This window comes from Rathayibacter sp. AY1B7, from assembly GCF_002932735.1.
Taxonomy (GTDB): Bacteria; Actinomycetota; Actinomycetes; order Actinomycetales; family Microbacteriaceae; genus Rathayibacter.
In genome coordinates this window covers 21,494-42,767 of record NZ_PSWK01000022.1, presented here as the reverse complement: position 1 = coordinate 42,767, position 21,274 = coordinate 21,494, and the positions used below count along the sequence as shown (strand labels likewise).

Here is a 21,274-nt window from a genome sequence, read left to right as displayed (position 1 = left end):
GATCCGAACTGGAATGATCGAGGGGTGACCGTGACAACCGCACCCCCCGCTCCCGCCGTCCAGACCGAGCAGGCGGCACCCCATGTCGTCGTGCTGTTCGGCGCCGTCGGCGACCTGGCCCGGCGCAAGCTCATCCCGGGGATGGCCCACCTCGCGCTCTCCTCCCTCGCACCGGACCTGCAGATCGTCGGCACCTCGCTCGAGGAGCACGACGACGCCTCGTTCCGCGCCTTCGCGAAGCTGGCCTACGACGAGTTCGGGAGCCGCTCCCTGACGCCGGCGCAGTGGGACGAGTTCGCGTCCAAGCTCCGCTACGTCCCGCAGTCCGCCGGTCCGGCCGCGCTGGCCGCCGCCGTGACCGACGCCGAGGCGGTCCTCGGCCCGGACGTGAGCCGGCTGCACTACCTCAGCGTCCCGCCCAGGGCAGCTCTCTCCGTCGTGCGGATGCTCGCCGAGGCCGGGCTGGTCGAGCGCTCGCGGATCATCATGGAGAAGCCGTTCGGCGTCGACCTCGAGAGCGCGGTCGTCCTCAACGCGGAGCTCCACGAAACCTTCAGCGAGGAGCAGATCTTCCGGATCGACCACTTCCTCGGCAAGGAGCCGGCGCAGAACATCCTCGCCTTCCGCTTCGCCAACGGCCTCTTCGAGCCCATCTGGAACCGCAACTTCATCGATCACGTCCAGATCGACATCCCCGAGCGCCTCACGCTCGACCGTCGCGCCGAGTTCTACGAGTCCACCGGCGCGTACAAGGACATGGTCGTCACCCACCTCTTCCAGGTGCTGGCGTTCATGGCTATGGAGCCGCCGACCGCGCTGGAGCCCCAGGCCATCAGCGAGGAGAAGAACAAGGTCTTCCGCTCGATGCGTCCGCTGAACCCCGAGAACGTGGTGCGCGGCCAGTACATCGGCTACCGCGACGAGCCGGGCGTCGCCGCCGACTCCGAGACCGACACCTTCGTCGCGCTGAAGTGCGAGATCGACAACTGGCGCTGGGCGGGAGTGCCGTTCTACCTCCGCACCGGCAAGCGGATGGCCGAGGGCCAGCGCATCATCTCGATCGCGTTCCGCGAGCCCCCGAAGAGCATGTTCCCGCAGGGCTCCGGAGTCGGTGCCCACGGCCCGGACCACCTCACCTTCGACCTGGCGGACGCCTCGAAGGTCTCGCTCTCGTTCTACGGGAAGCGCCCCGGTCCCGGCATGCGGCTCGACAAGCTGAGCATGCAGTTCGCGCTCCAGGAGACCGACCGCGCGGGCGACGCTCTCGAGGCCTACGAGCGCCTGATCCTCGACGCGATGCGCGGAGACCACACGCTGTTCACCACCGCGGAGGGCATCGAGCGGCTCTGGGAGGTCTCCGCGCCGCTCCTGCAGGATCCGCCGCCCGTCCGTCTCTACGCGCCCGGCTCCTGGGGGCCGAACGCCATCCACCAGCTGATCGCGCCGCACGCCTGGCGCCTGCCGTTCGAGCGGGTCTGGCGCGACAAGCGCTGACCACGCCGCCGTGCGCCCCGCCTAGGCTGGGCGCATGGCGCGCACCGGTGAGGACCGGATCTGGACGGTCCCGAACGTCCTCAGCATGGTGCGCCTCGCCCTGGTGCCGGTGTTCCTCGTGCTCGTGGTCCTCGGTGAGGACGCGCTCGCGCTCCTGACCCTCGTGGTCTCGAGCCTCACCGACTACCTCGACGGCTGGATCGCGCGCCGCTTCGACCAGATGACGCGCCTCGGACGCGTCCTCGATCCGGCCGCCGACCGGCTCTACATCTTCGCCACCGTCCTGGGCCTCGCGGCCCGCGGACTGGTGCCCTGGTGGCTGGTCGCCGTGCTGCTCGCCCGCGACCTGATGCTCGTGGTCCTGGCGGTCGTCCTGGCGAACAACGGCTACGGACCGCTTCCCGTGCACCACCTGGGGAAATTCGCGACCTTCTGCCTCTTCTACGCGCTCCCGCTGATCATGCTGGGGCAGGCGTTCCCGAACCTCGCGCCCGCCTCGCTCCCCATCGCCTGGGCCTTCGCGCTGTGGGGCGCGTTCCTCTACTGGTGGGCCGGGATCGTCTACGCCGTCCAGACGCGGGACCTCGTCCTGGGGGTCCGCACAGGTGCTCAGGGGTCCGACGAGGGTCACGATTCGGATACGCTGACCTGATAGGAGGTACGTCTTGGTCGAGCCCGTCGGTGGAGCATCATCCGCCCAGCACAATTCCGTTCCCGGTGAGCCGTCGACGGAGACGACTCTGACGTTCACCGACGACATCGGTGCCCAGCTCGCCGCTCTCGACAACCGCGCGTCGCGCGAGGAGGCCGAGGCCGTCGGCGCTCTGCCCTCGGGATCCGCGCTGCTGGTCGTGCGGCGCGGACCGAACACCGGCGCCCGCTTCCTCCTCGACACCGACTCCACGACGGTCGGCCGTCACCCCGACGCGGGCATCTTCCTCGACGACGTCACGGTCTCGCGCCGGCACGCCGAGTTCGTCCGCCGCGGCACGGCGTTCGAGGTCCACGACCTCGGCTCCCTGAACGGCACCTACTTCGACGGGGTCCGGATCGAGTCCGCGATCCTCACCGACGGCTCCGAGGTGCAGGTCGGCAAGTTCCGACTCACCTTCTACGCGTCCCGCGCCGACCTCGTCGCCGCTCCGGACGCGTGAGCCGTGGGCCGCTCCTCCGCGCGCGCCCTCCCCACCGGCTCCGCCGCTCTGCTGAGCATCGGGCAGGTGCTGGCCAGGCTGACCAGTGAGTTCCCGGACGTCACCCCGTCCAAGCTGCGCTTCCTCGAGGAGCAGGGGCTCGTCTCGCCGGCCCGCACCGACTCCGGCTACCGCAAGTTCTCGGGCTCCGACGTCGAGCGGCTCCGGATGATCCTCGCTCTGCAGCGCGACCACTACCTCCCCCTCAAGGTCATCCGCGGATACCTCGACGACATCGACGCCGGACGCGAGCCCGCCCTGCCGGCCGGTGTCGGGGGTCCGAGCGCCTCGCTCCTCGGCCCCGCCACGCGGTTGACCCGCGAGGGCCTCGCGGCCGAGTCCGGTGCCACGCCCGCTCTCGTCCAGGAGGCCATCGCCGCCGGGCTCGTGCGGGGCGGCGACGTGTTCGGGGACGAGGCCGTGACGACGCTCAAGGCGCTCGTCGACCTCGGCCGATCCGGTATCGAGCCCCGCCATCTCCGACCGCTCCGCGTCGCCGTCGAGCGCGAGATGTCGCTCATCGAGAGCGTCGTCGCCTCCAGCGCCCGCCGCGGAGAGGCGTCCGGCTCCGCCGGCGCTGCCGAGAACGCGGTGGGGCTCGCGACCCAGCTGGGCACGATCCGCGGGGCGATGGTGCGCAGCGCCCTCTCGCGGATCGCCCGCTCGTGAGGGCCGCGCCGCCGGCCGTCGGGCGGCCCGTGCGACACGCCGCGGCGCCGAGGCCGATGTCGTTCACTCGGCCTGCGCCGGTCGGTACGGTAGGGAGCGCGTTCGGAGGATCCGGCGTCCGGATCCGAGAGGCACAGGGATGAGAGAAGTCAGCCGCGACGTCAGCGGCCAGCGCGACCTCGTCCTGTTCACCGACGGACTGCCCGAGCTCGACGCCGACGCGGGCTACCGCGGGGCCGTCGCGGCGCGCGCCGCGGGGATCACCTACCGGCAGCTCGACTACTGGGCGCGGACCGAGCTCGTCGAGCCCACCGTGCGCGGCGCGTCCGGCTCCGGAACGCAGCGCCTCTACGGCTTCCGCGACATCCTCGTGCTGAAGCTGGTCAAGCGCCTGCTCGACACCGGGATCTCGCTCCAGCAGATCCGCACGGCGGTCAACCAGCTCCGCGAGTCAGGGGTCGACGACCTCGCGCAGACGACCCTGATGAGCGACGGCGCGAGCGTCTACCTCTGCACCTCGAACGACGAGGTCATCGACCTGCTCAGCCGCGGCCAGGGCGTCTTCGGCATCGCCGTCGGCAAGGTCCTCCGCGAAGTCGAGTCGAGCCTCGTCGAGCTCGACCATCAGTCGGTCGACCCGGGCGACGAGCTCGCCCAGCGCCGCGCCTCCCGCCGCGTCGGCTGACCGCCCACCCCTCGCGGGTCGGCCGCGGCCCCGGGGACTCCGGGGTCTCCTCCGCGCGCTCAGCTGATCAGGAGCGGACCTGCCTGCAGCCGTGCTGAGCGGGCAACGGGCGGCACCCGAGTCTCACCGAGCTGGTCGAATGGCGGGCCCCGCCCGCGTGATCCGTCCGCCGGACGCGAGCTCCCCGCCGATCACGCCCGCTAGCATGCGGGTCCGATGACGGGCTCCGTCCGTGTCCCGCCCTGCGGATCCGACGATGGGCTCCGCCCGCGCATCGAGAGCCCGCGCTGAACTCCGACGCCGAGCGTCCGCCGGCGCCGTCCCTGGCACTCCTCGGGCACCGAGCATCGCCCGCGTCCCGAGACCTCGAGCCGGAGGAGTCCGGCGGACCCGCCGGCCCTAGGTCGCGGCGGGGACCTGCTCGCCGATGCGACCGGTGCGGATCACGCGGTCGAGCAGCAGGTCGAAGTTGTGCGCCATCTCCTGAGCGCTCTCCCCGGGCCAGACGTGCACGGGCTTCGCCGCGCCCTGCGCCTGCTGGAGGGAGGTGCGCTCCGGGAGCTGCGGGCTGAGCACGAGCGGTCCGAACATGTCGCGCAGCTCCTTGATCCGGAACTGGTGCTCCAGCGACTGGACGCGGGCGCGGTTGACGATGATGCCCAGCGGCTGGAGGCGCGGGCTGAGTCCGCGGCGGATCTCCTCGATCGCCCGGAGCGCCCGGTCGGCGGCGGCCACCGAGAACAGGCCCGGCTCCGTGACGACGGCGACGCGGTCGCTCGCGGCCCAGGCCGTGCGGGTCAGGGCGTTGAGCGAGGGGGCGCAGTCGATCAGCACGAGGTCGTAGTCGGCCTCGACGCTCGCGAGGGCCTCCTCGAGCTTCCAGATGTCGCGGATGCTGGGGTGCGGCCCGTCGAAGTTGATCGCGGAGGGGCTGCCGATCAGCACGTCGATCGTGCCGTGGTGCTCCTTGGTCCAGCCGGAGGGGGCGATCGCCGAGCGGACGATCTTCTCCTTCGGCGACGTCAGGACGTCGGCGATGTTGAGGTGGCCGGCGACGTTGATGTCCATTCCGGTCGACACGTCGGACTGGGGATCGAGGTCGACGACCAGCGTTCGCAGGCCCTTCGAGAACGCCGCGGATGCAAGGCCGAGCGTCACCGTGGTCTTGCCGACGCCGCCCTTGAGGGAGCTCACGCTGAGTACATGCATGGCTGACTACTTTACGTTCCTCCGGGCGGCAGAACCTAACCGTTCGCTGCACGCGCCGTCCGCGCCGCCTCCGGAAGCGGGCCGCACTAGCAGTCGGAGCGCGCTCCGACCAAGCCGCCCGGCGCGATCCGGGCCCGCCGGTACACTCGTCCTGAGCGGAAGGAGGCTCGTTCGCATGGATGAGCGCAACGACGAACAGCCCGACACCGGCACCGGTCCCACGCCGCGGACCGCCATGGACGCGGCTCGGGAATCGGGTCAGTACTCCCCGCGAGCGAGCGACACCGCTCCGACCCTCCTGCCCGACGGCGTGCGGATCACCCCGCCCGGCCCGCGGCGCCGCTCCACCGCCCCCGCTCCGGTCGAGGACGAGGACGCGATCGACGTCGGCCGCCTCGGCCTGCCGCCCTCGCGCTCGCACGCTCTCGCGCCCCCGGAGCCGAGTCCTGCTCCGACCCCCTCACCGGCTCCCGCTCACCCGTCCGGCGCGAACGGACCGGTCTCGGCGGGGATCCCCGCCCGAGCGGAGTCCGCCGAGAAGCCCGCGGCGTCCGAGTCCGCGGGGGAGCCCGCCGCCGTCCCCACGCGCCGCGACCGCCTCCGCGCCGAGTCCTCGAGCGCCGCTCCCGCCCCGTCCGCGCCGAGCGCCGCCGTCCCCGAGTCGGCGTCGATGCTCACCCCGGACAGGCTCCTGGAGGTCAACCGCAAGACCCGTCCCGCTCCCACGGGCGGCTGGCACCGCTTCCTCTACGGCCTGACCTTCCACACGGTCAACCTCGGCGACTCCGCGAAGGTGAAGGCGTGGAAGGCGATGGACGAGCGGATCGGCCGGCAGTTCGAGGGCGGCACCCGCTTCGTCCCGGTCATGACCCGCAAGGGCGGCGTCGGCAAGACCACGGTCACGACGCTCCTGGGCATGGCCCTCGCCGACGCGCGCGAGGACCGCATCATCGCGGTCGACGCGAACCCCGACCGCGGCACCCTGGCCGAGCGCGTCCCCAAGCAGACGCGGGCGACCGTCCGCGACGTCGTGAACCGCGCGGCCGGCGTGACGGGGTTCACCGAGTTCTCGACGATGGTCTCCCGCGACGAGACCCGCCTCGACGTCCTCGCCTCCGACACCGACCCGCAGCTCTCCGAGGCCTTCGACGAGGACGACTACAACGTGGTCGCCGACCTGGTCGAGCGCTTCTACTCGATCATGCTCACCGACTGCGGCACGGGCATCGTGCACTCGGTGATGCGGCCCACGCTGCAGCGCGCCGACACGGTGGTGATCGTCTCGGGCGGCAGCGTCGACGAGGCCCGCCTGGCCTCCGAGACCCTCACCTGGCTGGACGCGAACGGCTACGGCGCCCTGGTGCGCAACGCGGTCGTCGCGCTCAACACGGCGACGCAGGGCACGAGCCTGGTGAAGCTGGAGGAGATCGAGTCGCACTTCCGCTCCCGTGTCCGCGACATCGTCCGCATCCCCTACGACCCGGTGCTCGCCGCCGGATCCGTGGTGAAGTGGGAGCAGCTGCGCGAGGGCACGAAGGACGCCGCACGCCTGCTCGCCGCGCTCGTGGTCGAGGGCATGCCGGTCCGACGTGTCTGAGCCCCGGGGCTCCGAGGCGGCGTCCGCCGCGTTCCAGGACCGCACCGACGGACCCGACGCGACCACCGACTCCTTCGACTTGATCGTCATCGGGGCCGGCTCCGGCAACTCGATCGTCGGTCCGGAGTTCGACGGCCTGCGGGTCGCGATCCTCGACGACGGGGAGTGGTTCGGCGGCACCTGCCTCAACGCCGGCTGCATCCCGACCAAGATGTTCGTCCATGTCGCCGACGTGATCACCGACGTCGACCAGGGCGGCCCGATCGGCGTCCACTCCCGCCTCCGCCGCCCCGAGTGGGCAGAGGTGCGCGACCGGGTGTTCGGCCGGATCGACGCGATCAGCGAGGGCGGTTTCGAGTACCGCGATCAGCGCTCCCCGAACGTGACCGTCCTCCGCGAGAGCTTCGGCTTCGAGTCGCTCGGAGACGGCGACCGCCCGCACGTCCTCGTCAGCGCCAGCGGTGCCCGCATCAGTGCGCCGCAGGTGGTCGTGGCCGCCGGCTCGCGGCCCAGGCCGCTCCTCGCCGCGTACGAGCCGGACCCCCGCATCCAGGACTCCTCCTCCGTCATGCGGCTCGACGAGCTCCCCGAGCGGATGCTGATCCTCGGCGGCGGCGCGGTGGCCGTCGAGTTCGCCCACGTCTTCTCCTCCTTCGGCACGGCCGTGACCGTCGCCGTCCGCGGCGACCGCCTCCTCCGCGCCCTCGACGAGGACGTCTCGCGCCGGTTCACCGGGATCGCCGCCGAGCGGTACACGGTGCTCACCGGAGTGAGCGCCGAGAGCGTCGACGCCCGACCTGACGGGCTCCGCGTCGCCCTCAGCGACGGCACGACGGTCGAGACCGACCTGCTCCTCGTCGCCCTCGGCCGCGACCCCAACAGCGACACGGTCGCCGCCGCCTCCGTCGGGATCGATCTGCACGAGGACGGCCGGATCAGCGTCGACCCTGAGCAGCGCGTCCTCTCCGGCGGAAACCCCGTGCCCGGCCTCTTCGCCCTCGGCGACGTGTCGTCCCGCTGGCAGCTCAAGCACGTCGCCAACCACGAGGCGCGCCTCGTGGCGCACAACCTCCTGCACCCGGGCGAGCTGCTCTCCGACACCCTCTCGCCGGTGCCCGGCGCGATCTTCGCCCACCCGCAGATCGCCCACTTCGGGCTCACCGCGGCCGAAGCGCGGGACCAGGGCCTGGACGTCGTCACCGTCACCCAGGAGTACGGCTCCACCGCCTTCGGCTGGGCGCTCGAGGACGACTCCAGCGCCTGCCTCCTGGTCGTCGGACTCGACGGCGCCCTCCTCGGCGCGCACATCATCGGGCCGCAGGCCAGTATCCTCATTCAGCCGCTCGTCCAGGCCGCCAGCGCCGGCACCGGCATCCGCGGACTCGCCCGCAGCCAGTACTGGCCGCACCCCGCAGCGAGCGAAGTCGTCGAGAACGCCCTCCTGAGCGCGGAGGAGGCCCTGAGGGAGCGCACCACATGACCGAACGCCAGATCCGCATCTTCGGGGACCCGGTGCTGAAGACCCCGTCCACGACCATCGAGACGGTCGACGCCGGCGTCCGCGGCCTCGTCGAGGACCTCGTCGACAGCGTCCGCCCGCCCGGACGCGCCGGCGTCGCAGCCCCCCAGATCGGCGTCAACCTCCGCGCCTTCAGCTACAACGTCGACGGCGTCATCGGCTACATCCTCAACCCCGAGATCATCGAGCTCAGCGGAGACCCGCAACCGGTCGACGAGGGCTGCCTCTCCGTCCCGAACCTCTGGTACCCCGCGATCCGCTACCCGCACGCGAAGGTCCGCGGCACTGACCTCGACGGCAACGAGATCGTCCTCGAAGGCGACGGCCTCATGGCCCAGGCCCTTCAGCACGAATGCGACCACCTCGACGGACGCCTCTACCTCGACCGCCTCTCCAAGGACGACCGCCGCGCCGCCATGAAGGCCGTCCGGGAATCCGACTGGTTCTGAGTTCGATTCCGGGCCGGTCCCTGCCCGGCCCGGCGCGGTCGGCTTCTCGAGGTGGGCGCGTTCCATGGAGCGTCGTGCGTTCCGCCGACGGGAAAGCGCTGGGACGCGCTTTCCCGGATACGGCTGTGTTGAGGGGGGAGCCGGTCCCTGCCCGGCCCGGCGCGGTCGGCTCAGCGAGGTGGGGGCGTTCCGTAGAGCGTCGTGCGTTTCGCCGACGGGAAAGCGCTGGGACGCGCTTTCCCGGATACGGCTGTGTTGAGGGGGATCCGGTCCTTGCCCGGCTCCGCGCGGTCGGCTTTTCGAGGTGGGGGCGTTCCGTGGAGCGTCGTGCGTTCCGCCGACGGGAAAGCGCTGGGACGCGCTTTCCCGGATACGGCTGTGTTGGTGGGGAGCCGGTCCTTGCCCGGCTCCACGCAGTCGGCCGCTCGAGGTGGGCGCGTTCCATGGAGCGTCGTGCGTTCCGCCGACGGTGAAGCGCTGGCACGCGCTTCACCGGATACGGCTGTGTTGAGGGGGAGCCGGTCCCTGCCCGGCCCGGCGCGGTCGGCACCGCGACAGGGGCGCGTCGAGGAGAGCGTCGGGCGTTCCGCCGACGGGATAGAGCTGGGCGCGCTGTCCCGGAGGCGGCTGCGATCGGGACGGCCTGGTGGTAACGGCGGGAGAGCGCGGGGTCAGCGGAGGGAGATGCCCTCGGTGGCGGGGGCGGCGGAGTAGACGGCGGCGATGGTGTCGGCGAAGTCGGCGAGGATGACGTTGCGCTTGATGCTCATCTTCGGAGTCAGGTGACCGCTCGCCTCCGTGAACTCCCTCGGGAGGATCACGAACTTCCGGATCGACTCGGCGCGGGACACGCGCTCGTTCGCCGCATCGACGGCCCGCTGCACCTCGGCCAGAACGACCGGGTTCACGGCCGCGTCCTCGAGTGAGAGGCCCTTGTCCTGCCCGTTGTTGGCGAGCCACGTCGGCAGCATCTCGGAGTCGAGCGTGACCAGAGCGGCGATGAACGGGCGCTGATCGCCGACGACGACGACCTGGCCGACCAGCGGGTTCGCGCGGATCGGATCCTCCAGCGCCGCCGGAGCGACGTTCTTGCCGCCGGCGGTGACGATGATCTCCTTCTTCCGCCCGGTGACGCGCAGGTACCCGTCCTCGTCCAGGGTTCCGAGGTCGCCCGTGCGGAACCACTCGCCGTCGAACGACTCGGCCGTCGCCGCCTCGTTGTTCCAGTAGCCGCCGAAGACGTCGATGCCGCGCACCTGGATCTCGCCGTCGCCCGCGATCCGGATCGAGACCCCGGGCATCGCCGGGCCCACCGAGCCGATCTTGAACCGCTCGGTGCGGTTGACGGTGGCGGGCGCCGTCGTCTCCGTGAGGCCGTAGCCCTCGAGGATCTTGATGCCGAGGCTGTGGAAGAAGTGCCCGAGCCGGTCTCCCAGCGGCGCCGAGCCGGACACGGCGAAGCGGACGTTCCCGCCCATGGCGGTGCGCAGCTTCGAGTAGACGAGCCGGTCGAAGAGGAGGAACTGCAGCTTCAGAGCGAGCGGCACCGAGCCCGCCTCGAGCGCCATCGAGTGGGCGACGGCGACGTCGGCCGCGCGGCGGAAGATCTTCCCCTTCCCCCCGGCCTCGGCCTTCTGCTCGGCGGAGTTGTAGACCTTCTCGAACACGCGCGGCACGGCCAGGAGGAACGTCGGCTTGAAGGATGCGAGCGAGGGGAGCAGCTGCCTGGTGTCGGCCTGGTGCCCCACCTTCACCCCGCCGTGCACGCAGAGGATCGCGATGAAGCGGGCGAACACGTGCGCCGTGGTGATGAACAGCAGCGTCGACGCGCCGGGCTGGTGGATCAGCTCCGTCAGGGCGACCGCCGAGTTGCGGCTGAGCTCGACGAAGTTCGAGTGCCGGATGATGCAGCCCTTGGGGCGGCCGGTGGAGCCGGAGGTGTAGATGATCGTCGCGATGTCGGTGCCGGTCGCCAGCGAGCGGCGGCGCTCGATCTCGGCGTCCGGCACGTCGACGCCGCGCGCGACGAGCTTGTCCAGATCGCCCAGCCCGATCTGCCAGGCGAGTCGGACCTCGGGAAGGTCGGCGCGGATCTCGTCGAAGCGGGCGAAGTGCTCGGGAGTCTCGACGATCACGGCGTGCGCGCCGGAGTCGGCGAGGTTCCACTGCACCTGCGCGGGGGAGGAGGTCTCGTACACCGGGACGAGGATCCCGCCGGCGAACCAGACGGCGAAGTCGATCAGCGTCCACTCGTAGCGCGTCTTGCAGATCAGCCCGACCTTCTCGCCCGGCTCGAGGCCGGCGGCGACGAAGCCCTTCGCGAGGGCCGTGACCTGGTCGAGGAACTCCTGCGCCGTCACATCGCGCCATCCGTCGCCGTCGGGCAGCGCGAAGAGCGGGCGATCGGGCGTCTCGCGGACTCGGTCCAGCAGGAGGGCGGTCGTGTTGGCCTGGGGATCGGCCGGAACCACCAGGGGGGAATCGAACTGGTCCACGGCAACTCCTTCGGTACCTGAATGAACGTCGTCTCCACCCTACCGGCGCGGCGCAAGCTGTGGATCCGTTCAGGGTAACGATCCAGGGGTGGCTCCGCGAGGAGGGCCGACACGCGTCGCCGGGTCTCGCCGCTGAGCCGCATCGGAGCGCTCGCGGTCACTACACTCGTCCTGGCCGCCGCTCAGGGCGGCCCGCCGACGCTGCCGCGCCGGCGGCGACGGGAAGGCGGTTCGCGTGCACGCGATCGGGATCGACATCGGCGGCACGAAGATCGCCGGAGCCCTGGTCGACGAGTTCGGGGGGATCCTCCGCGAGGACCGTCGGCCCACTCCCGCCGGGCACCCCGAGCTGATCGTCGACGTCGTGGTCGAGATGGTCGAGCATCTGCGCTCCGGCCTGCTCCCGGGAGACGTCTCCGCGGTCGGAGTCGCCGCCGCCGGCTTCATCGACGCCTCGCAGTCGATCGTCTACTACGCCCCGAACATCAACTGGCGCAACGAGCCCTTCCGCGAGAAGCTCTCGGCCCGCATCGACCTGCCGATCATCATCGAGAACGATGCGAACGCCGCCGGCTGGGCCGAGTTCCGCTACGGCTCGGGCCGCCTCGTCAGCGACATGCTGATGCTCACCATCGGCACCGGAGTGGGTGGCGCGATCGTCATCAACGACCGGCTCCTGCGCGGCGGCTTCGGCGCCGCGGCCGAGATCGGGCACATGCGCGTCGTCCCCGGAGGCCTGCCCTGCGGCTGCGGCGCCCGCGGCTGCATCGAGCAGTACGGCTCGGGCCGCGCGCTCCAGCGCTTCGCCGGCGAGCTGGCCGACGCGGGCGGAATCGGCCAGGGCATCGCCGACGCCCGCGCCCGCAACGGCGGCGAGCTGAACGGCCACCTCATCTCCGAGCTGATCACCGCCGGCGACCTCGGCGCCCTCGCGGCGCTGCGACAGCTCGGCCACTGGCTGGGCGAGGCGGCGGCCAGTCTGAGCGCCGTCCTCGACCCGCAGATGTTCGTCATCGGCGGCGGAGTGGCGCAGGCGGGCGACCTCCTGCTGGACCCCATCCGCCAGGCCTACCTCGACAACCTCCCCGCCCGGGGCTACCACCCCGAGCCCGAGTTCCGCATCGCGGAGCTCGTCAACGACGCCGGAGTCGTGGGGGCCGCCGACCTGGCGCGCCTGCACGCGAGCTCCCTCTAGCGGCACCCGCCGCACCCGATCCGCCGCACCGCCGAGGAGCCCGATGTTCTACTGGTTCATGAAGCACATCGTCGCGGGCCCGCTCCTGAAGACGATCTTCCGGCCGTGGGTGGTCGGTGCCGACAAGGTGCCGCAGAACGGCGGCGTGATCCTCGCGAGCAACCACCTCTCCTTCATCGACTCCGTGATCCTCCCGCTGGTGATCGAGCGGAACATGGTCTTCCTCGCCAAGAGCGACTACTTCACCGGCAAGGGCCTCAAGGGCTGGGCGACGCGGACGTTCTTCACCGCCACGGGGATGCTGCCCATCGACCGCTCCGGTGGCAAGGCGTCGGAGGCCTCGCTCAACACGGGCCTCCGCGTCCTCGCGGGCGGCCACGCCCTGGGCATCTATCCCGAGGGCACGCGCAGCCCCGACGGTCGCATGTACCGCGGCCGCACCGGAGTCGCCCGCATGGTCCTCGAGGCCCGCGTGCCCGTCATCCCGGTCGCCATGATCGACACAGCGCGCATCATGCCCATCGGCAAGCGCCTGCCGAAGCTGGGCCGCATCGGCATCGTCTTCGGGGAGCCGCTCGACTTCAGCCGCTTCGAGGGCATGGAGGGCGACCGGTTCATCCTCCGCTCGATCACCGACGAGATCATGTACGAGCTCCTCGCCCTGAGCGGCCAGGAGTACCTCGACGTCTACGCGACCTCGGTCAAGGAGAAGCGCGCGGCCCTCACCCGCTGAGCGCCCGCTCGATGCCGGGGCCCCCTCCCGGCCGAGCGCCCTGCCAGGCGATAAGCTCGTCAACCGCTGCCGTCCGTCCGGACGGCGGCCCTCCGCGCGCCGCTGGCGCCCGTCAGAACCGGGAACACCCTCGTGGTCATCGATCCGAACGAACCGTACGTCCTCGCCGCCCCCTCCGTGGTCGCCGGCCTGGACTATTGGCGCGAGCTCGAGATCAAGCAGCAGCCGCAGTGGCCCGATGCGGAGGCCGTGCGAGCGGCGTCCGCCGAGGTGGCTGCGCTCCCTCCGCTGGTGTTCGCCGGCGAGGTGGACCAGCTGCGCGAGCGTCTCGGAGCCGCGGCCCGCGGCGAGGCGTTCCTCCTGCAGGGCGGCGACTGCGCCGAGACCTTCGCCGGAGCGACCGCCGAGCAGATCCGCAACCGCGTCAAGACCGTGCTGCAGATGGCCGTCGTCCTGACCTACGGCGCGAGCATGCCCGTCATCAAGATGGGCCGGATGGCCGGCCAGTTCGCGAAGCCGCGCTCGAGCGACCTCGAGACCCGCGGCGACGTGACCCTGCCCGCCTACCGCGGCGACATCGTCAACGGCTACGACTTCACCCCGGAGTCGCGCGCCGCGGACCCGCGCCGCATCGTGCAGGGCTACCACACCGCCGCCTCGACGCTGAACCTCATCCGCGCCTTCACGCAGGGCGGATTCGCCGACCTGCGCCTCGTCCACTACTGGAACAAGGGCTTCACCGAGAACCCGCAGAACCAGCGCTACGAGCAGCTGGCCCGCGAGATCGACCGCGCGGTCAAGTTCATGGTGGCGTGCGGGGCCGACTTCGAGGGCATGAAGCGCACCGAGTTCTACACCGGCCACGAGGGCCTGCTGATGGACTACGAGCGCCCCATGACGCGCATCGACTCGCGGACTGGCACGCCGTACAACACCTCCAGCCACTTCATCTGGATCGGCGAGCGCACCCGCGAGCTCGACGGCGCGCACGTCGACTTCCTGTCGCGGGTGCGCAACCCGATCGGCGTGAAGCTCGGCCCGTCGACCACGCCCGAGACGATGCTCGAGCTGATCGACAAGCTCGACCCCGAGCGGGAGCCCGGTCGCCTCACCTTCATCACCCGCATGGGTGCCGGGAGGATCCGCGACGCCCTCCCGCCGCTGCTCGAGGCCGTCAAGCGGAGCGACGCCCTGCCGCTGTGGGTGACCGATCCGATGCACGGCAACGGCCTGACGACGCCGACCGGCTACAAGACCCGTCGCTTCGACGACGTGGTCGACGAGGTCAAGGGCTTCTTCGAGGCGCACCGCGCCGCGGGGACGCACCCCGGCGGCATCCACGTCGAGCTCACGGGCGACGACGTCACCGAGTGCCTCGGCGGCTCGGAGCACATCGACGAGGCGACGCTCGCCACCCGGTACGAGTCGGTCTGCGACCCGCGCCTCAACCACATGCAGTCCCTCGAGCTCGCGTTCCTCGTGGCGGAGGAGCTCCGGGGCCGCGCGATCTGATCCGGCCCCGACCGCCGGTCGAGTCCCCGTCGAGGGGCTCGACCGGCGGCGTCAGGTCGTGATGGTGATCGACAGCTGGATCGTCGTGCCGCGCTGCACGAGATCGCCGGCCTTGTTGGACTGGTTCGTGACCTTGGTCAGCTCGTTCGGCGCCGCGTCGATCAGCGGGCCGAGCGTCGTCAGGGAGTAGCTCCACGACATGTCCGCCGCCTCGAGGGCCGCCTTCGCCTCGTCGCGGTTCATCCCCACGACGTTCGGCACGGCGACGGGCTCGGGCCCCTTCGACACGACGACCGAGACGGTGTCGCCGGTCACGGCGGGCGCCTCCGGGTTCGCCTGCGTGAGGACGACGCCCGCGGCCACGGTGTCGCTCCAGTCCTCGCCGCTGCGGTCGAGGGCGAGACCGGCCGCCTCCGCCTTCGCCGTCGCGTCGTCGATCGAGAGGCCGACGACGTTCGGGATCGGTCCGAGGCTCACCACCATCGCGATGGTGCTGGTCTCGGACATCGTCTCGGGCAGCGCCGATCCGTCCGGCAGCGAGGCGGAGACGACCACACCCGCGTCGACGTCGGCGTCGAAGATCTTCGAGACGTCGCCGACGGTGAAGGAGCCGCCCGTCACCGCGGCGGCAGCGTCGGCCTCCGAGAGGCCGGCGAGCGACGGGACCGGCAGCTGGCGCGGCCCGCTCGAGACGGTCAGCGTGATGACGGAGCCCTTGTGCACCCCCTGCCCGCCGGGCGGATCGGAGCTCACCACCGTCCCCGCGGGCACGGTGAGGTCGGGCGTCTCCTGCGGCTGCACCTCGAAGCCCTGCGCCTGCAGCTGAGCCGTCGCGTCCTGCTGCGACTGGCTGACGACGTCCGGGATCGACACGATCGCGCCGGGTCCCTCGCCGAACCACCAGGCCGTCCCGCCGCCGATGAGCGCCAGGAGGAGGACGACCACCGTGAGCAGGACGCCGCGGCGCCGTCGGACGCGGCGCCTGCTCGCGAGCCGGGCGACGGTGTCGTCGTCCTCGTCGACCACGAGCACCGCTCCGGGGGCCGGCGCCGGGTCGAAGACCGAGGTCTGCCCGGGCTCCGCCGTATCGAAGACGGCCGTCGCGGGCGCCGGATCGGCGACGGGCGCCGGGAGCGGGGTGACCGCCTGCGTGTCGCCGCGGCGGTCGCTCGGTGTGATGCCCATGAGCCGCTCGGCCTCGAGCAGCTGCGCGAGCATGACACCGGCGTCGCGGGGCCGCATGTCCGGGTCGCGCTCGGTCGCCCAGAGGACGAGCTCGTCGAGCGAGGTGGGGACGGAGGCGACCGTCGCGCTGGGGTACGGGACGGAGTCGTTCGCGTGCTGGTACGCGATCTGCATCGGCTGCTCGCCCGTGAAGGGCTGCTCTCCGGTGAGCATCTCGTAGATCATGATCCCGATGGCGTAGATGTCGCTGCGGGTGTCGGCGGTGCCCCGCGTGACCAGCTCGGGGGAGAGGTAGGCGATCGTGCCGAGGAGGGCCTGACCGGAGGCGGTGTTGGCGGAGGCGGCGCGCGCGAGGCCGAAGTCGCCGATCTTGATCCGGCCGTCGTCGGCGAGGAGCACGTTCTCGGGCTTGAGGTCGCGGTGGAGGATCCCGGCGCGGTGCGCGGCGGCGAGACCCGAAAGCACGGAGTGCATGATGTCGACGACCTGCTGGGCGGTCAGCCGGCCGCGCTCCTTGAGCAGGTCGCGCAGGGTGATCCCGGGGAGGTACTCCATCACCAGGTAGGCCATGTCCGAGTCCTGGCCCTGGTCAAAGACGCTGACCACGTTCGGGTGGGCGAGACGGGCGGCGGAGCGCGCCTCCTGGACGAAGCGGTTCTTGAACGTCGCGTCGTCGGAGAGGTGGCCGTGCATGACCTTCATCGCCACGCGGCGCTCGAGGCGCTGATCGTGCGCGAGGTAGACCGTCGCCATGCCGCCGCGGGCGATCCTCGAGCGCACCTCGTACCGGCCGTCGACGAGACGGCCGAGGAGAGGGTCGAGCTGGCTGGTGGTCACGCGACGAGTCTAGGCAAGACCCCCGGGGGAACCGGTGAGCGACGCCCGGGCGGCGCAGGACGGGCCCGACTCCTTCTCCGGGGCGCCCGCAGTTGGCGGCCCTCCGGGCTCGTGGCAGTCTTGACGCGTGACCGACTCGTCCGCTTCCCCCGCCACCTCGACCGATTCCGAGCTCGAGTGGCTGACCGTCCCCGACCTCGTGGAGCTGACCGGGCTCGGCGCCGGCCGGGTCCGCCGCCTCCTCGAGGAGCGCCACCTGCTCGGCACCCGCCGCGACGGCGTGCTGAAGGTCCCCGCCCTCTTCCTCCGCGACGGGGAGCCGATGAGCGAGATCCGCGGCACCGCGATCCTGCTCGCCGACTCCGGCTTCACCGACGACGAGGCGGTCGACTGGATGCTGACGGTCGAGGAGAGCCTGGGCACGAGCCCGATCGTCGCCCTCCGCGCCGGCCGCAAGGCCGAGGTCCGGCGGGTCGCCCAGGCCCTGGCCTGATCCCGCTGGTCCGCTCCTAGGAGGTGCGGACCGTGACCTGGGCGGCCAGCTCGCGCAGCTCCGCCACGCCCTCCGTGCGGAGCGGCGCGTCGGGGAGGACCGCGATCGCCGCTGCCACCTCCTGGTCGATGCGCTCCTCGAGCCGCTCGAGGGCGCCGCTGCCCGCGATGATCTCCTGCGCCCGCGCGATGGACGCCGCGTCGGCGTCGCTCCGGCCCACGACCGCGTCGAGCTCGGCCCGCTCGCCCGGCGAGCACGCGCCGCGGGCGAGGCCGAGCAGCACGGTGCGCTTGCCCTCCCTCAGATCGTCGCCGGCCGGCTTTCCCGTCACCGCCGGGTCGCCGAAGACTCCGAGGACGTCGTCGCGCAGCTGGAAGGCGATCCCGACCGGGAGCCCGAAGCGGCGCAGGGCGTCCAGCTGAGCGTCGTCGCCGCCGGCGAGGGAGCCGCCGATCACCAGAGGCGCCTCGATGCTGTACTTCGCGCTCTTGTAGACCACCACCCGCTCCGCCCGCTGCAGGTGCTCGTGCTCGGGGTGCTGCACCCACGCGCTCTCCTCGAGGATGTCGAGGTACTGGCCCAGCGTGACCTCGGTGCGCATCAGGTTGAACTCGGCGCGCGCGCGCTCGGCCGCGACTCGATCCCCGAGCGACCACTCCGCCGCGGCGAAGATCTCGTCCGACCAGACCAGGAGGAGGTCGCCGAGGAGGATCGCGGACGAGCGGCCGAACTCGTCGCGGTCGCCGGTCCAGCCGCCGTCGGCGTGGAAGGAGGAGAAGCGCCGGTGGGCCGCGGGAGCGCCGCGGCGGGTGTCGGAGTTGTCGATCACGTCGTCGTGGACGAGGGCGGCGGCGTGGAACAGCTCCAGCCCGGCGCCCACCCTCGCGATCGGATCGGAGCCGCTCGGATGGGCCTCGCTCGAGGTGCTCGACACCGCGTTCCAGCCCGCCTCGCAGAAGCGCGCGCGGAACCGCTTGCCCCCGCTGAGAAAGTCCCGCGAAAGGTCGCCGAGGGCGGAGACGTCCTCTCCTATGGAGCGCAGAATTGGCGTGCGCCCGGTGAGGAATTCATCGATTCGGAGCTGGACGCGATCGACCAGTCGAGAGCTGTGGTTCACCCGACCAGCCTATGCACCGAAGGTGCCTGGTGCCTGCGTCGGGCTCGGTCTACACTGAAGCGCCGCCCGACCGGTCGAGCCCAGACGCCGCCTATTCCGGTGCCGATCCCCGAAAGGGTCGACGCCGCACCCTGAAGGGGTCACGATGCCGCTTTCGGAACACGAGCAACGGCTCCTCGATGAGATGGAGCGGAACCTCTACCAGAACGACGCCGATTTCGTGGCGGCGGTCGGCAAGGGGCGCGGCGGCACCAACTACCGGGCCCTCGTGCTCGGCATCCTGCTCGGCATCCTCGGTCTCGCCGTGCTCGTCGCGGGCGTGGTCGTGCGCCAGCCCCTCGTCGGCATCCTCGGGTTCGCCTTCATGCTCGGCGGCGTGATCGTGGCCATGCGCCCGGCCGCCGGCGGCTCCTCCGAGCCCGGCCTGCCCGACGTCGGCCGTCCGTCGAAGCCCCGCTCGGGCAACCGCCAGGGGTCCGGCTTCATGGACCGTCTGAACGACAGGTGGGACAACCGCGGAGACGGGCGCGGCTAGCCTCCCCTCCGCTCCACCACAGGGTCGATCCTCACGGATCGGCCCTTTTTTCGTGCCCGCGGCCTCCCTCCCGCGGCATTCCCCCTCCACTTCGCCCCACTGTCGCGATTCCGCGGAAACACGCGGATGACCGGGGCCTCTCCGGCGCGCCCCGCGCCGCGCCGGGGTTGTGAGTGGGGGGAAGTGGAGTACTGTGGAGGACACACCATCCTTGGCCGGAAGAAGTGGGGGGGCAGTCCGTGTTCCTCGGCACCTATTCCCCCAAGCTCGACGAGAAGGGCCGCGTGATCCTCCCCGCCAAGTTCCGCGACGAGCTCTCCTCCGGAGTCGTCGTCACGCGCGGCCAGGAGCGGTGCCTGTACGTGTTCAGCCAGGCCGAGTTCGAGGTGATGCACGAGAAGATCCGGCAGGCGCCGGTGACCAGCAAGCAGGCGCGGGACTTCCTCCGGGTGTTCCTCTCGGGCGCGAGCGCCGAGACGCCGGACAAGCAGAACCGCGTGACCCTTCCGGCTCCGCTGCGCGCCTACGCCGGCCTCGACCGCGACCTCACCGTCATCGGAGCGGGCAACCGCGCCGAGATCTGGGCGCAGGGCGCCTGGGAGACCTACCTGCAGGAGCAGGAGTCCGTGTTCTCCGACACCCAGGAGGAGGTGATCCCCGGCCTGTTCTAGGTCCTGTCGCGCGACTCCCAGCCACTCGGCGCCCGGACGCACCTTCCCCGGTGTCCGGACGCGAGGTGGATGGGGATCGGACGACAGGAACGGGAACGGCGGGACCGCCATGGCAGAGAACACTCCGAAGGGCGCTCCGCGCCCGACCGAGGAGCGGCACCTCCCGGTGCTGCTCGAGCGCTGCGTCGAGCTCCTGGCTCCGGCGCTGGAGCGCGACGGGGCGGTCGTCGTCGACGCGACGCTCGGCATGGGCGGGCACTCGCTCGCGCTGCTCGAGCGCTTCCCCGGCCTGCACCTCGTGGGCCTGGACCGCGACCCCGAGGCGCTGCAGCTCGCGGGGGAGCGGCTCTCCGCCCACGCCTCCAGGATCGACCTCGTGCACGCCGTCTACGACGAGCTGCCCGACGTGCTCGACGAGCTGGGCATCGACACGATCGACGGTGCGCTCTTCGACCTCGGCGTCTCCTCGCTCCAGCTCGACGAGACCGAGCGCGGCTTCTCCTACTCCAAGGACGCGCCGCTGGACATGCGGATGGACTCGACCGCCCCGCTCACGGCGGCGAGCATCCTCGCCGAGTACGACGAGACCGCCCTGCGCCGCATCTTCCACGAGTACGGCGAGGAGCGCCTCGCCGCGCGCTACGCCAAGAAGATCGTGGAGGCCCGTCGCGAGGCTCCGCTGGAGCGCTCCGGCCGTCTCGTCGAGATCATCCAGGCGGCGACCCCGGTCGCGATCCAGCGGAACGGCCACCCCGCCAAGCGCGTCTTCCAGGCGCTGCGGATCGAGGTCAACCAGGAGCTGTCCGTCCTCGAGCGGGCGATCCCCGCCGCGCTGGGCCGGATCAACGAGGGCGGGCGGATCGTCGTCGAGGCGTACCAGTCGCTCGAGGACCGGATCGTCAAGCGCGCGCTCCAGGCCGCGTCCTCCTCCACCGCCCCGGCCGGCCTCCCGATGGAGCTGCCGGAGCACCGACCCGAGTTCCGACTCGTCATCCGCGGAGCCGAGCTCGCCTCCGACGACGAGAAGGCCCGCAACCCCCGAGCGACACCCGTGCGTCTGCGCGCGGCCGAGAGGATCAGGAGCACCGCATGAGCGCCACCGCCGTCATCGACCCCGCCGTCATCGACACCGCCCGCCGAGCACGCCCCGAGGAGGAGGCGCCCCGCCCCCGCATCGAGGCCGTCCCGGCCGGTCAGGCGCAGTCGCGCCCGAAGCTCGTCTACGGGATCGTCGCCGTCGCCGGCCTCTTCGCGATCATCGTCGTCCAGCTCCTGGTGAGCGTCGGCCTCTCGCAGGGGGCCTACCAGATCTCGGCGCTGCAGACCGAGCAGAAGTCGCTCACCCGCAGCAACGCGGAGAAGCAGGACGCCGTCGACACGCTGAGCTCGCCGCAGAACCTCGCCACCGCCGCTCAGGGCCTGGGCATGGTCGCCAACACCGCGCCAGTCTACCTCCGCCTCTCGGACGGCGCCGTGCTGGGCGACCCCTCCTCCGCCGCGTCGAGCGAAGTCGCGGGCACCGCCTCCGCGCCGCTCGTGCCCAACGCCCTCGTCCCGGCTCTCCAGCCCGGCGCGAGCGCGTCCTCCCCGGCTGTCGACGGTGCGGCCGTACCGTTGCAGGGCGAGCTGCCCGCGCCCATCACGCACTGACGCACGGCGTCGCGGTCCGCCTCCTCGCGGGCACCC

The 21,274-nt window shown here is 71.7% G+C and carries 20 protein-coding genes; 16 read left to right on the top strand and 4 right to left on the bottom strand.

Annotated elements, in window-relative coordinates; genetic code table 11:
- Positions 1-30 precede the first annotated feature (30 nt).
- The 5 genes from zwf (at position 31) to C5C95_RS12485 (ending at position 4,041) form a co-directional block, all read left to right on the top strand.
- A complete protein-coding gene (zwf, locus tag C5C95_RS12505; protein WP_104225448.1) occupies positions 31-1,494 on the top strand; it encodes a glucose-6-phosphate dehydrogenase in 1,464 nt (487 codons plus the stop codon).
- Positions 1,495-1,528: 34 nt separating this feature from the next.
- On the top strand, positions 1,529-2,146 hold the full coding sequence (locus C5C95_RS12500) for a CDP-alcohol phosphatidyltransferase family protein (protein WP_104324551.1): 618 nt from the start codon (positions 1,529-1,531) through the stop codon (positions 2,144-2,146).
- A 13-nt stretch (positions 2,147-2,159) separates the two neighbouring features.
- Positions 2,160-2,648 carry an FHA domain-containing protein gene (locus tag C5C95_RS12495; RefSeq protein WP_104222573.1) on the top strand — a complete coding sequence of 163 codons (489 nt, stop codon included), beginning with the start codon at positions 2,160-2,162 and terminating at the stop codon, positions 2,646-2,648.
- A 3-nt stretch (positions 2,649-2,651) separates the two neighbouring features.
- A complete protein-coding gene (locus C5C95_RS12490; RefSeq protein WP_104222574.1) occupies positions 2,652-3,356 on the top strand; it encodes a MerR family transcriptional regulator in 705 nt (234 codons plus the stop codon).
- A gap of 139 nt (positions 3,357-3,495) precedes the next feature.
- Positions 3,496-4,041, top strand: coding sequence for a MerR family transcriptional regulator (locus C5C95_RS12485; RefSeq protein WP_104222575.1), 546 nt, complete (start codon positions 3,496-3,498; stop codon positions 4,039-4,041).
- A gap of 399 nt (positions 4,042-4,440) precedes the next feature.
- On the opposite strand, the gene C5C95_RS12480 is transcribed toward C5C95_RS12485, so the two are convergent.
- Positions 4,441-5,250 (bottom strand): ParA family protein, encoded by an 810-nt coding sequence (locus C5C95_RS12480; RefSeq protein WP_104222576.1) that lies wholly within the window; start codon positions 5,248-5,250, stop codon positions 4,441-4,443.
- Positions 5,251-5,425: 175 nt separating this feature from the next.
- Here C5C95_RS12480 and C5C95_RS12475 point away from each other — a divergent pair, with 175 nt between their 5' ends.
- Genes C5C95_RS12475 through def form a run of 3 tightly spaced genes read left to right on the top strand, consistent with a single transcriptional unit; the run spans position 5,426 to position 8,815 of the window.
- Complete coding sequence (locus tag C5C95_RS12475; RefSeq protein ID WP_258063289.1) at positions 5,426-6,847, top strand: MinD/ParA family protein; 1,422 nt, start codon at positions 5,426-5,428, stop codon at positions 6,845-6,847.
- Complete coding sequence (locus C5C95_RS12470; RefSeq protein WP_104324550.1) at positions 6,840-8,327, top strand: mycothione reductase; 1,488 nt, start codon at positions 6,840-6,842, stop codon at positions 8,325-8,327. Before C5C95_RS12475 ends, C5C95_RS12470 begins: the two co-directional genes overlap by 8 nt.
- On the top strand, positions 8,324-8,815 hold the full coding sequence (gene def, locus C5C95_RS12465; protein WP_104250747.1) for a peptide deformylase: 492 nt from the start codon (positions 8,324-8,326) through the stop codon (positions 8,813-8,815). The genes C5C95_RS12470 and def overlap by 4 nt, the downstream gene beginning before the upstream one ends.
- A 671-nt stretch (positions 8,816-9,486) precedes the next feature.
- On the opposite strand, the gene C5C95_RS12460 is transcribed toward def, so the two are convergent.
- Complete coding sequence (locus C5C95_RS12460; RefSeq protein WP_104324549.1) at positions 9,487-11,310, bottom strand: long-chain fatty acid--CoA ligase; 1,824 nt, start codon at positions 11,308-11,310, stop codon at positions 9,487-9,489.
- Between the two features lie 235 nt (positions 11,311-11,545).
- Here C5C95_RS12460 and C5C95_RS12455 point away from each other — a divergent pair, with 235 nt between their 5' ends.
- The 3 genes from C5C95_RS12455 to C5C95_RS12445 all read left to right on the top strand — a co-directional run bounded on the left by C5C95_RS12455 (position 11,546) and on the right by C5C95_RS12445 (position 14,750).
- Positions 11,546-12,505, top strand: a complete 960-nt coding sequence (locus tag C5C95_RS12455; protein WP_104222580.1) for an ROK family glucokinase — start codon at positions 11,546-11,548, stop codon at positions 12,503-12,505.
- 43 nt (positions 12,506-12,548) lie between these two features.
- Positions 12,549-13,238: a 1-acyl-sn-glycerol-3-phosphate acyltransferase gene (locus C5C95_RS12450; protein WP_104222581.1), complete on the top strand. Its 690-nt coding sequence runs from the start codon at positions 12,549-12,551 to the stop codon at positions 13,236-13,238.
- Positions 13,239-13,415: 177 nt separating this feature from the next.
- On the top strand, positions 13,416-14,750 hold the full coding sequence (locus C5C95_RS12445) for a class II 3-deoxy-7-phosphoheptulonate synthase (protein ID WP_104222617.1): 1,335 nt from the start codon (positions 13,416-13,418) through the stop codon (positions 14,748-14,750).
- 51 nt (positions 14,751-14,801) lie between these two features.
- On the opposite strand, the gene pknB is transcribed toward C5C95_RS12445, so the two are convergent.
- Complete coding sequence (pknB, locus tag C5C95_RS12440; RefSeq protein WP_104324548.1) at positions 14,802-16,772, bottom strand: Stk1 family PASTA domain-containing Ser/Thr kinase; 1,971 nt, start codon at positions 16,770-16,772, stop codon at positions 14,802-14,804.
- 127 nt (positions 16,773-16,899) lie between these two features.
- Here pknB and C5C95_RS12435 point away from each other — a divergent pair, with 127 nt between their 5' ends.
- Positions 16,900-17,265, top strand: a complete 366-nt coding sequence (locus C5C95_RS12435) for an Rv2175c family DNA-binding protein (RefSeq protein ID WP_104222583.1) — start codon at positions 16,900-16,902, stop codon at positions 17,263-17,265.
- Between the two features lie 16 nt (positions 17,266-17,281).
- Here the strand turns inward: C5C95_RS12435 and C5C95_RS12430 are convergent, their stop codons facing one another.
- Positions 17,282-18,382 (bottom strand): polyprenyl synthetase family protein, encoded by a 1,101-nt coding sequence (locus tag C5C95_RS12430; protein ID WP_104222584.1) that lies wholly within the window; start codon positions 18,380-18,382, stop codon positions 17,282-17,284.
- 145 nt (positions 18,383-18,527) lie between these two features.
- Between C5C95_RS12430 and C5C95_RS12425 the strand changes: the two genes are divergently transcribed.
- The 4 genes from C5C95_RS12425 (at position 18,528) to C5C95_RS12410 (ending at position 21,238) form a co-directional block, all read left to right on the top strand.
- Positions 18,528-18,917, top strand: coding sequence for a DUF3040 domain-containing protein (locus C5C95_RS12425; protein ID WP_104233350.1), 390 nt, complete (start codon positions 18,528-18,530; stop codon positions 18,915-18,917).
- 239 nt (positions 18,918-19,156) lie between these two features.
- On the top strand, positions 19,157-19,588 hold the full coding sequence (gene mraZ / locus C5C95_RS12420; protein ID WP_104222586.1) for a division/cell wall cluster transcriptional repressor MraZ: 432 nt from the start codon (positions 19,157-19,159) through the stop codon (positions 19,586-19,588).
- Between the two features lie 109 nt (positions 19,589-19,697).
- Complete coding sequence (rsmH, locus tag C5C95_RS12415; RefSeq protein ID WP_104324547.1) at positions 19,698-20,681, top strand: 16S rRNA (cytosine(1402)-N(4))-methyltransferase RsmH; 984 nt, start codon at positions 19,698-19,700, stop codon at positions 20,679-20,681.
- A complete protein-coding gene (locus C5C95_RS12410) occupies positions 20,678-21,238 on the top strand; it encodes a hypothetical protein (protein WP_104222588.1) in 561 nt (186 codons plus the stop codon). Before rsmH ends, C5C95_RS12410 begins: the two co-directional genes overlap by 4 nt.
- The last annotated feature ends 36 nt before the right edge of the window (positions 21,239-21,274 follow it).